At 39.2% G+C, this 10,436-nt stretch carries 9 protein-coding genes and 1 pseudogene; 4 read left to right on the top strand and 6 right to left on the bottom strand.

What is annotated here, in order from left to right:
* A partial coding sequence (locus tag L2764_RS16385; RefSeq protein WP_248941337.1) for an IS66 family transposase occupies positions 1-397 on the top strand: 397 nt, incomplete at its 5' end.
* A 569-nt stretch (positions 398-966) separates the two neighbouring features.
* Here the strand turns inward: L2764_RS16385 and L2764_RS16380 are convergent.
* The 5 genes and pseudogenes from L2764_RS16380 to L2764_RS16355 all read right to left on the bottom strand — a co-directional run bounded on the left by L2764_RS16380 (position 967) and on the right by L2764_RS16355 (position 5,691).
* Entirely contained in the window at positions 967-1,191 is a 225-nt protein-coding gene (locus L2764_RS16380; protein WP_248941336.1) for a hypothetical protein, read from the bottom strand.
* On the bottom strand, positions 1,188-1,739 hold the full coding sequence (locus L2764_RS16375; protein WP_248941335.1) for a biliverdin-producing heme oxygenase: 552 nt from the start codon (positions 1,737-1,739) through the stop codon (positions 1,188-1,190). Before L2764_RS16375 ends, L2764_RS16380 begins: the two co-directional genes overlap by 4 nt.
* A 1,401-nt stretch (positions 1,740-3,140) precedes the next feature.
* Positions 3,141-4,225 (bottom strand): annotated as a pseudogene (locus L2764_RS16365) (oxidoreductase family protein).
* A gap of 106 nt (positions 4,226-4,331) precedes the next feature.
* Positions 4,332-4,751: a hypothetical protein gene (locus L2764_RS16360; RefSeq protein ID WP_248941334.1), complete on the bottom strand. Its 420-nt coding sequence runs from the start codon at positions 4,749-4,751 to the stop codon at positions 4,332-4,334.
* Positions 4,752-4,905: 154 nt separating this feature from the next.
* Positions 4,906-5,691: a hypothetical protein gene (locus L2764_RS16355; RefSeq protein ID WP_248941333.1), complete on the bottom strand. Its 786-nt coding sequence runs from the start codon at positions 5,689-5,691 to the stop codon at positions 4,906-4,908.
* A 571-nt stretch (positions 5,692-6,262) separates the two neighbouring features.
* Here L2764_RS16355 and L2764_RS16350 point away from each other — a divergent pair.
* Positions 6,263-8,584 (top strand): immune inhibitor A domain-containing protein, encoded by a 2,322-nt coding sequence (locus L2764_RS16350; protein WP_248941332.1) that lies wholly within the window; start codon positions 6,263-6,265, stop codon positions 8,582-8,584.
* A 59-nt stretch (positions 8,585-8,643) separates the two neighbouring features.
* On the opposite strand, the gene L2764_RS16345 is transcribed toward L2764_RS16350, so the two are convergent.
* Positions 8,644-8,886, bottom strand: a complete 243-nt coding sequence (locus L2764_RS16345; protein WP_248941331.1) for a hypothetical protein — start codon at positions 8,884-8,886, stop codon at positions 8,644-8,646.
* Positions 8,887-9,152: 266 nt separating this feature from the next.
* On the opposite strand from L2764_RS16345, the gene L2764_RS16340 reads away from it, so the two are divergent.
* Positions 9,153-9,533: an ATP-dependent zinc protease family protein gene (locus L2764_RS16340; protein ID WP_248941330.1), complete on the top strand. Its 381-nt coding sequence runs from the start codon at positions 9,153-9,155 to the stop codon at positions 9,531-9,533.
* 621 nt (positions 9,534-10,154) lie between these two features.
* Complete coding sequence (locus L2764_RS16335) at positions 10,155-10,346, top strand: hypothetical protein (RefSeq protein ID WP_248941329.1); 192 nt, start codon at positions 10,155-10,157, stop codon at positions 10,344-10,346.
* The last annotated feature ends 90 nt before the right edge of the window (positions 10,347-10,436 follow it).

Raw genomic sequence — 10,436 nt, 5'->3', positions numbered from 1 at the left:
GGTTAGCGAAATAAGATGGCGCCGACGAATGCAAAGATTGCGGCGCAGTATCAGCGACAACCTTGAACGCGGTATAAAAGTTCCCGCTTCACGATACTCAGGAAGATGTCAACATATTCTCAAATATGAACAAGGTTTATGGGTTTTTCTCAATCACCTAGGTACGCCGTTGACTAATAACGAAGCCGAGCGTTGCTTGCGTGGGAGCGTGATCATGCGCAAGATCTGCTATGGCACAAGTTCAGATAGAGGTGAGAAATTTCGCTCTCGGCTGCTATCTGTCGTTGAAACGTGCAAGAAGCGACAGTTATCCCCGATAAGAGTGATCAGCACTATCATTGCGGCCGAGGTTGATAAAAAGGACTACCCAGACGTATTTGGGCTCATGCCAGCTTAGTCAATCCCCCTCTGGTGAATACTGACACCAAAAGAACCGTTTTTAAAGTGATTGTATGACCATTGCTCTGCGTTGAAAATAGACATTCTTAATCTGCAGGTGGATTGAGTTATCTGCTTTGATCATCGATTATTAATAAAGTTCATTGTGCTTCAGATTTGTGTAGAAGAGTCAGGGCCAGAGCCAAGCGATACCACATACATTTGATAGCAATGGTAATATTATAGAAGATAAACCAATGACACAAAATGCACCAACGATGAAACAGTGATAACTATTGTTACTTAAAGTAAGTCTATCATGACAACAATCATCGGCTATAGACTAAAAAAATTCCCCTTGTTTACATAAGGAGGATTAAATAAAAATGGCAGGTTTGTTGAGATCATCCAAATTTACAACCAAAACCTATCTATAGGTGGCAACTCATCCCCTAAATCAATAGCCTTTAAGTTCTCAGTAAAAAACTCCTCATATTTTGACAAATTAGCCAAACAAAACCTTTCTAAATCATTTTCCTTTAATCGTGGCGAATAAACCAAGTTTGGATAGGTTTTATTTTCGGCAAACTAAATACAGACATGCATGACCCAAAAGTCGTGGCGCTCTCTTACGTCGACGACATCAATATGAGCGCGTCGAAAATCTGAACTGCGCCAGACTCGGTTAACCCCGTCCCCACTGGGACGGTTAAATTGGGTTAACTCTGATTCAATAAATTCTGTTCCGTTCTCATCAAAACTTGCAATGATCTCTTGTTTTAATTGTAATAACGGATCAAAAATTTTATTCATAATTCTTTTCCAAGTTGTTCAAATAGCTCAATGGCATAACGAAAGCATATATTCGCTTCAGGGGCCATATTGTCGTTAAACAATCCTCGTAAGGCAGTTTGTAGATTTTCTTTGTTGGTAAATTTGTACATTTCGCCAGAGCCGGGGGCTTTTTTGGCAATAAAGGCTCCGCCATACATATCACCGAAATGACGCACATATAAATGGGCTAGAAGATGTTCATATTGCTTGGTTTCTTGTAATTTATTGATATGTGCAATGTAGTGGTGACTGACAGGGTAAAGGACTGCAATATTATGTGGTAAATTGTTTATTTTGATGAGTTCGTCCATATCTTGTTGTATTTTTGGGGCGCGAAACACATCCCATAGTGTTGCTGGAAAATTAAGTGATTTAAGGTTGTTCTCGAGTGAACGATACATGTATTCTTGATTATATAAATACTTATAATATAGCGGTGTGGGAACCTTCCCTTTAATTAAGCTAACTGCAAACGCTTTATGTTCAGCAGTTCTATGATTCAGTTTTGTCAGTGATTGTAAGCTCATTTTATCTCATTTATGTTGCTGTAAATATGACTATCTTGAGCGATGTCATTAACTCTTTTACTAGAGTGCATTCGAATAAGTTTAGTTCAAAGATGTTATTGTTTGTTTTTTTGATTGTCGTTTATTTTAGTTCATTAGCTTTAGCACTATTGTTTAACATATAAAATGGAATTGACTATGTTTAATAAAATGTTACCACATTCCTGCTGCTCTTTATCAGTCATTTAAGTTTTACAGACAACACCAGTCTGATTTCGCAGAAAATTGATCATCATCTTAAGCAATATGTCGAAGATGAAGATTTTCAAGGCGTAGTACTTGTCGCGAAAGAGGGGAGTATTATTTTTAAATCGGCGTATGGTGATGCGGATCTGAGTAACCATACGCCAAATACCACAGACAAAAAATTTTTGATAGGGTCACTGACTAGGGGGTTGACGGTTGGGATGTCGGTACCATTGAATTATCATTACGCAATGATTTTTAAATCTAAATCAATACATACATATGATGATTCCCTGTACACGACAAAACGAAGAATAATTACCAAACAGAATTAAAGTAACTTGTTGATACATATGCTTAATTTGTTTATAGTGTTTTCGCTAAAAAACATTATAAAATGAAATTATTAAATCTATCAGCAAGTTGTCATCTATTTTAAATACTTCTTTATCTTGGAACAAGCCTAGGATCACCTTATTATCTCATTTCTTGATGTCACTGTTTGCTGTAAGGACGGTCAACCTAAAACAAATTGCCAATGCAATGAGGGATACTGCAAAACCTGAATCAAATTATCGTAGACTCCAACGTTTTTTTCATCATACAACTTTTTCTACGATGAATTAGCAAGATTTATTGTGGGACTCTTTTTCAATGAAAAAGCCCATTGGTACTTAACCATGGATAGAACAAACTGGAAATATGGCAATTTAAACATCAATATACTGATGCTTGGTATATGTTACAAAGGAAGAGTTATCTCTGTGTGCTGGTCAATGCTCAATAAAAAAGGGAATTCAAATACTGCGGAGCGCATTGAGCTTGTCAGTCGATTCATGAGTATTTTTGGTAAAGAGCGGATCAAAGGTTGACTTGCAGACAGATAGTTTATTGGTGGCGATTGGTTCGGTTGGCTTAACGAGGAAGAGCTTCCTTTTATTATCAGGCTCAAGAAGAATGAAATCACGACCAATAGCCGAGGATTAGAAGTTGATATTCATGGGTTATTTTTTCATTTAAAAGCAGGCCAAACACAATCCTTAGCAGGGCCCGCATCCTCTGGAATAAAAAGGTTTTTAAAGGATTTATCGTCTCTAATAGCCCTACCACTTGCTGATGGATTGGCCATGTTGCTTGCTCTCTTCCTGATGATGAAAATGACACCTGAGAAAGTGATTAATTATCAAGAATTGACGACGAAAAGGGAGACCCAGCGGCTAGAAGCGATAAAGCATCTTGTGTGATCCTTTGACTAAAAGCATTATTTTTGGGGTGGTCTGGTGAGCATCCCAATAAAAACCGCTGAAAATCAGCCCAAGCGAAAGTAAATAACCCTCGCCATTCACGTTCAAGTTGTTCAACATCAAGCTGGGGATGATGCTCATTAACAGCCTGCTTTAACTCGGTGAAATAATGTTCTAACAAGGAAAGGTAGTGCATTTCACATTCATTTCCCGTCAGGCAACTGCCTAGAAAACATACCACATCTTTCATACCACAACCTGCGCCCACATATTGAAAATCAACAGCAGCGACCTGATCATTTTTGGAAAAACAAAAATTAGCCACTTTAGCATCACCGTGAAGCAAGGTTTGAAATTGACCTGTATTGAGGAGAGCATCAATTTGGCTGGCTGCTTGCTTAAGAGGGGAGTCGAACATGTTCTCAAATTCCTCTTGTCGCGTCGATAAGTGCCGATTTGCCATAAATCGAGCATCCAACCTTTCTGAGGTTGATACTGTAAAAATTGTCCATGGAAATAGGCTAACCAGGTTAAACAAGCGCGGGCCTGATGAAGACTGACATGATGATAACGTAAATGAAAACCTTGCTCATCGAGATCGCTCATTAAGATCGTTTTTTGCTCTGTTTCATCTCCAAAGGCTATATTATCAGCGTGAATACTGGATTGCTCTATTGACGCCTGATTAGTAAATACGCCATAATATTCTGGCAGAGTCGCTTTTGGGCTGCATAAGTGTGCCCAATGCGAATACCAATGTACTTCCACTTGATAGGAGGTTATCTTACGTTGGTAAGAGGTTTGGCTATTCCAACCTCGAGGGTGTTTTGCGCGTAATTGAGGCATAATCAATTTCACAATCACCGAGTGAGGTTGCTTTGCCTCCGTTTTATTAGCAGAATAATCTAAGCCATAACGGCTAATTTCACCATAACCACTCCATAAAGACTGTATCACCGTGACTTTACGTACCCCAGATGCATTGAACTGGCTTAATAATATTGATTCGATATCCATTAGCAATGTGAATAGACTTAACAATAAAAACATTTTAACAGAAATAAGTGAAAGAAAAAGGCTCAAAATGAGCCTTCATAGGATATCAAATATGCACTTTATTATCCTAGGGCTTAAAGCTAATGAAACCAAAACGTGATGTTGTTTGATTTCCATTACTGTCATAACATTCAACTAAAAGCTTCCCTGATGCACTGTTAGAGTTGCAATATCGTTGATCCCCTGCAGGTGTTATCACTGTAGCATAACTCATATAGTAATAACTTTCCCCAGTGATAGTGATCTCATAACGCTTGTCAGTCGCATTATAACTCGATGACCAATTAGCACTGCCTGCATATTTACTGCCACCCAATAATACCGTACCGTAAGCAACAGGACCTACACTAGACATACCATATTGCTCATGATCCTGAGCATCTTTAGTCAATTGATGACTATCTGTCATTGTATCGCGTTCATTTGCCTGAGCATTTGAAAACAATAAAAAAGCCAATAATAGGCTGCTTAGGTTGAAATATTGCATAACATCTCTCCTTGAACGTGGTTTATAAGCAGAACGAGCAAACAACATAAACCATCACTTGTATAGAAGATAGAAGCAATGTTAAATTAATAAACGGCTTCCCATACAACTCGAGAGTGCATGGGAATAAAGAGATTTGATAATAACGACAATATTAATCCCAACGATTAAAAATTAAATGCATGCTATGATCTTCTCCGGTAACAAACACAAAATAACCGGCATTGGTATTGGGTAAAGAGCAATATTGTGTTCCAGAAGAGAGTATTGAACATTGCATATTGGCTGCTGACTCTGCAGTTGTTTGGTAATAGCAATAATCATTACGGTTCGCAATTTCTTTAACCGTATCACGGGTTGTTCTGGCTAACACATAACGAAAATCACCAAAATAACGGTAGCTACTGGCATCCACTAGATACGCTTGTGAGTCCATTCCGCCTTGAAGCAAACCGTCATAGCAGGAGCCGGGATTGGGCACATATAATGGTGCATTATCATTTTCACTGTGAATGGCTGGCCAAATATCATCATTATGCTTGCTCAGTATGATATTGCTGGCATCAACGTAGTCTTTAACAATCACAAAATCGCCAGTATCACTTTCCAGTGAACAAATTTCGGTTCCACCAATTTGCGCTTCACAATGAATGTCATCCAAACTGGCTTGAGTATACTGTTGGCAAATAGAGTTAGATGCAGCAAATTGACTGGTTAATTTTTCCAATGCAACAAGAGCATATTCTCTAGGATCGTTATATTCATAGTAAAAGTCAGAATAGAGATTATAAACTTGGCTATCACGGGTATTGCTTTGAGTTAACTCAGTATCACACTGGCTAAAAACAGGTACATCAATGGTATCGGCAGAGGCATTAGCCTGAAAAAACACACTAGCGACTACCGGTAAAAATGCACGTCGAATAAATAAACTATCCATAAATCCTCCCTGGATCTATCAAAAACATGTTAACCACTTTCAAATTGAAAGCGATTAAACATTAAACTCACAAAAGTAAATCAAAAATAAGTGAAATAGATACAAATTAACAACGTTAAATAGGCGGCACAGTTAAAAGGGTTTTTTAATTAAAGTCAAAATTAATCGATATAAAATCATTTTTCTGCTTAATTTGTCACATAAATGATGTTTTTTTACCAACTTAATCGATTAAGTTGGTGTGCGGCGTAACAGTATTTCACTCCGGTAATGATGTTACTAACGTATAGTCACTATACTTTCAACCTCAATTCTCACAGCTAAAATGTAACGAGATAGCGCCGATCGAGAGATTGTTGTTAATTTTTTGGATTTATTATGTTGTAACGCATTGGTTACTCATGTAGTCTTTTTAACCTGCTCAAAAACATCATATTTACTGAGCAGAATAACAATAAAAAATAATCATCCTCGTCATTCAAACAAATACTCATCATTTAGAAGCTTAAGTGATGACAGCACATCCCAATGACACTGGATTTAAAAGTATTTAAAAAAGGATTTCATGCATATGCTTAGAAAGAAAATACTCTCCATTGCTGTGGCGTTGGCAGTCCTGCCATCTGCAGCTATCGCTGCGCCACATACCTCTTTATCTGCCCCATTAGACATGGTCATCGCCGATGAGCAACGACTCATCGATATGCTCAAAAAATCAGGAAAAATTGCCCATAACGCTTCAATGACTGAAGCAGAGGTGGCACTTAAAAGTTATTTAAAATCCCGTCAACAACAAGAAAAACAAAAACGTCGCTTGCAACAAACGTCAGATAATAGCGTGTTTGATATGGAGCCCAAAGTCAGGCAACAACGTAAAAATCCTCATCGTCACCCAAGCATGGATGGCAAGTTGAGCTCAGGACGTCAATATCGTCCTGAAAACATGGTCGAAGAACGCTATGAAGGTGAAACCCGAGAAGGCCGCGTCTTGGCTATTTTAATGGAGTTTCCCGATTTTCTGCATAATAGTATCTTACCTGAAGATACTGGCATGTATTATGACGATTATAATCAAGATCATTATCGTCAAATTTTATTTGGCGATAATGGCTGGATCGCACCTAATGGTCATCATGCCAATTCATTTACCCAATTTTACCAGTCTCAATCCGGTGAGAGTTATTCATTGACGGGTGATGTCGCTGGCTGGTATATGGCCAGCCAACCCGCTGCCTATTACGGTAATAATATCGACGGGGATGCCGCAAGTTTAGTTCGTGAAGGTCTCGCTGCAGTGGGGATAGATCCGAGTGTTGATTTAAGTCAATTTGATATTGAAGACAGATATGATCTCGATGGTGATGGTGACTTATGGGAACCTGATGGCCTTGTGGATCATGTGATGGTATTCCATTCAAGTGTGGGTGAAGAAGCTGGCGGCGGACAAATAGGTGAAGATGCTATCTGGGCACATCGCTCTAATTTAAGAAATGTTTTTGCTATCGAAGGGTCCACGACTGACATCCCTTACTGGGGCGGTTTAATGGCGGCCTATGATTACACCGTTGCCCCCATTGACAGTGCTGTTGGGGTGATCAGCCATGAATATGGCCATGATCTGGGTCTACCCGATGAGTATGACACGAACTATAGCGGTAAAGGTGAGCCCGTTTCTTACTGGTCGATGATGTCATCAGGCAGTTGGGCAGGGGAGATCGGTGGCACGCAGCCCAGTGGTTTTAGTGCTTATGCCAAAGAAATGCTACAAGAAAACTTGGGCGGAAATTGGCTTAAAGGGTCAAAAATCGATATCAATGATGTTCCTCATGATGGCGTAATCGGCTTACTCGATCAGGCCGTCAGCAAAGGGACTAATTTTGATGCCATCCGTATCGATTTACCGCAAAAGCAAACCGTTATTACGACCCCAGTGAGCGGTGAATATGCTTACTTTAGTGGTGCCGATAATGATCTTCAAAATGAAATGTGGACCGCGATAGATTTAACCGATGCTACCTCTGCGGTGGTTAAGTTTAAAACCTGGTATGACATTGAAATTGACTATGACTATGCTTACCTTGTGGTTGAAACAAGTGAAGGAAAGTCCTATATAGAAGGTAACCTGACGACCAATGATGATCCTAATGACGCCAACAACGGTAATGGGATCACTGGCCAATCAGATGGTTGGATCGATGCCGAATTTGATTTAAGTGCTTTTGCTGGGCAAAATATCCAACTCGGCCTACTTTATCAAACAGATGTCGCCGCCGTGAATGCCGGTATGTATATTGATGATATTAATGTTGAAACCAACAATGAGGTGATTTTACAAGCTAACGCTGATGATAATGAAAATGAAGCTTTTGTTTTTTCAGGTTTTAATACTGACACGGGTATTCAACTTTCTGAGCATTATTATTTACTTGAATGGCGTACTCACCAAGGCATCGATAGTGGTCTAGCCCATATTAATGTCCGTGGTGAAACAATGCGTTATGAAGAAGGACTGCTTATTTGGTATGTTGATGGTCAATATCGTGATAATTGGGTGGGTATTCATCCTGGTGATGGTTTCTTAGGGGTAGTGGATATGGATCAAACACCACTATTTTGGAGTGATGGTGAAGTAGCCAATACGACTTTCCAAATCCATGATGCAGCCTTAAGCATTAATCGCCATGAGAGAATGTTCTTAGATTTAGATGAGATCACCGGCAAAACACTGCGTGATAGTCGCATTAGTGCGCAGCGTGTCTTTAAAGATCACCGCAACTATGTCAGTACTGAGATCCCTGATGCTGGCCGTAATGTGCCTCAATATGGATTGAATATTCGTTTGCTCAATCAAAGTCGTGATAAAACCGTTGCTGCAGTTTACCTTTCACGTTAATACTTTTTAGTCGGTTATCACTCTCATTATTGCGGTACTCAATGGATGGGTTAACCTGACTAACACACCCAAAGCGCTGAATTGAATTCAGCGCTTTTCATTTCCACTCTCATTTCATTCCATTGAATAAGCATAGGCACAAGCGCCCAAATATCTTGGACTTGTGCACTAGGGCTTTCTTTCCATTGAGTGCAAACAGCGGGTAACGACGTTATTGCGGTTGGGACGGTACTTGTTGGAGTAACGGGATTTAAAAAACCATGGACAGACAAGCAAATACCACACGTACTCAAAAACATCATAATCAGTACATTTAACTTGTAACGCTAAAGTCGCCCCATAATAAAATATCATTGTTATCCCTTTTTTATTTTATACTCTGACACTGAATAACCCCAAATAACGACAAAGGCTATCGGGCCGTTTAGCGATTAAGTTGCAATATGAATATCAAAAAAACCATCGGTTTCATTGAATTCGGTTCACTTCCTGAACTGGGCCTTTATCGTATGCCAATGAAAGTCGATACCGGAGCCAGTACCTCTGCACTTGACGTGAAAAATATTGAATGCCAATCCATCAAAGGAATAGCACATGTCAGTTTTATATTAGCCCAAAACGTTATCAACTCGATAATCAGTTAGCCCTTAGTGTCCCTATTTATGATATCCGCAAGGTAAAATCGTCCAATGGCCAAGTACAAACGCGATACGTCATTCAAACGACATTATTACTTGCAGGAACGCAACAACGCATAGAAGTCACCCTAACCGATCGACGGACAATGCAATATCCGATATTATTGGGCAGGGAAGGGATGGGTGAACATTTTCTAGTGGATCCCAGTCAAAGCAATAGACAATCTCATAGCATTAGCATATTTCATTTTATGAGTGTTAATCCAGTACGTATTTTCACCCCCATTAACCCCTGTTTTCAGCTAACATAACTTCCATTAAATTCACTTCCCATAAAAACACGCTTTCAAATAGATAACTTACGTTTAAATATTATTGCCGACTTGTTTACTGCTAAGCTCCATTCATGTTTAAACGTTTACCTCTAAGGGGCTAATCCTCTAGACACTAAAGGCATTCTACGTTTTTTTGGTTTTAATAGAGGCGTTAACGACTCACCCTCAACCTATGCTATCAACGCATTGAGTCATCTATGCGTCCTCTTTTATCCACTTGGTTAACACCATCGATCAAGTGGATTTTTTTTCTATCTATTATCTTACTCTTTACTCCTTTTGCATAACGTCATCACACAATATGGCTCTCATAGAGTCTCTATGAGACTTAGGTATTTCAGGTGTTAACCTGATGGTACAAACTCAGATATTCAGGCCTAATACACGTCCTTACTTTGAGTGCAGTAGTTTGTTCAGTGCCTCTTTTTACGCTCAGTCGTTTTCATCACCGACTGAGCGTTTTTTTATGTTTATTTCAAGATGATTATTCCCAATAAGCCTTTGATTGTATTTTAGATCTACATCGGATAGTGGAGGGCGTTATATTAAGCTTTAATACGTTCCCTTAAACACACTGAACACTTCAATAGGATTAATGTGAGTCTTTCATTTACGCCTTCAATCAATTCGCTATGTATGCAAACTAGACGGGGTCTCAATGGAGGCCGCCTCGAGGATTTAACCACAGTCATTAAAAGTGTCAGTGATGCAATCCAAACCGTCAGAAATGAAGGGCATACTAATGCTGTCGAACGTCCTGAAGACTGCAAGATTTTTATTATCAGATGACAGCATAAACGGACTCTGTATTGATCTTATACCTCTTTGAAACACTTTATTTAACATAATATATATTGTGCGCACTCTTAAATAGGTTAA

The sequence above is a fragment of the Shewanella surugensis genome (assembly GCF_023284005.1).
Classification (GTDB): domain Bacteria; phylum Pseudomonadota; class Gammaproteobacteria; order Enterobacterales; family Shewanellaceae; genus Shewanella; species Shewanella surugensis.
Note: the sequence above shows the minus strand (reverse complement) of the source record. Positions and strands in the feature narration are given on the sequence as shown.

Coding starts and splice junctions, on each gene's coding strand:
- L2764_RS16380 (WP_248941336.1), bottom strand. CDS start 1,191: ATGAATAAAATTTTTGATCCGTTATTACAATTAAAACAAGAGATCATT.
- L2764_RS16375 (WP_248941335.1), bottom strand. CDS start 1,739: ATGAGCTTACAATCACTGACAAAACTGAATCATAGAACTGCTGAACAT.
- L2764_RS16360 (WP_248941334.1), bottom strand. CDS start 4,751: ATGCAATATTTCAACCTAAGCAGCCTATTATTGGCTTTTTTATTGTTT.
- L2764_RS16355 (WP_248941333.1), bottom strand. CDS start 5,691: ATGGATAGTTTATTTATTCGACGTGCATTTTTACCGGTAGTCGCTAGT.
- L2764_RS16350 (WP_248941332.1), top strand. CDS start 6,263: ATGCTTAGAAAGAAAATACTCTCCATTGCTGTGGCGTTGGCAGTCCTG.
- L2764_RS16345 (WP_248941331.1), bottom strand. CDS start 8,886: ATGATGTTTTTGAGTACGTGTGGTATTTGCTTGTCTGTCCATGGTTTT.
- L2764_RS16340 (WP_248941330.1), top strand. CDS start 9,153: ATGCCAATCCATCAAAGGAATAGCACATGTCAGTTTTATATTAGCCCA.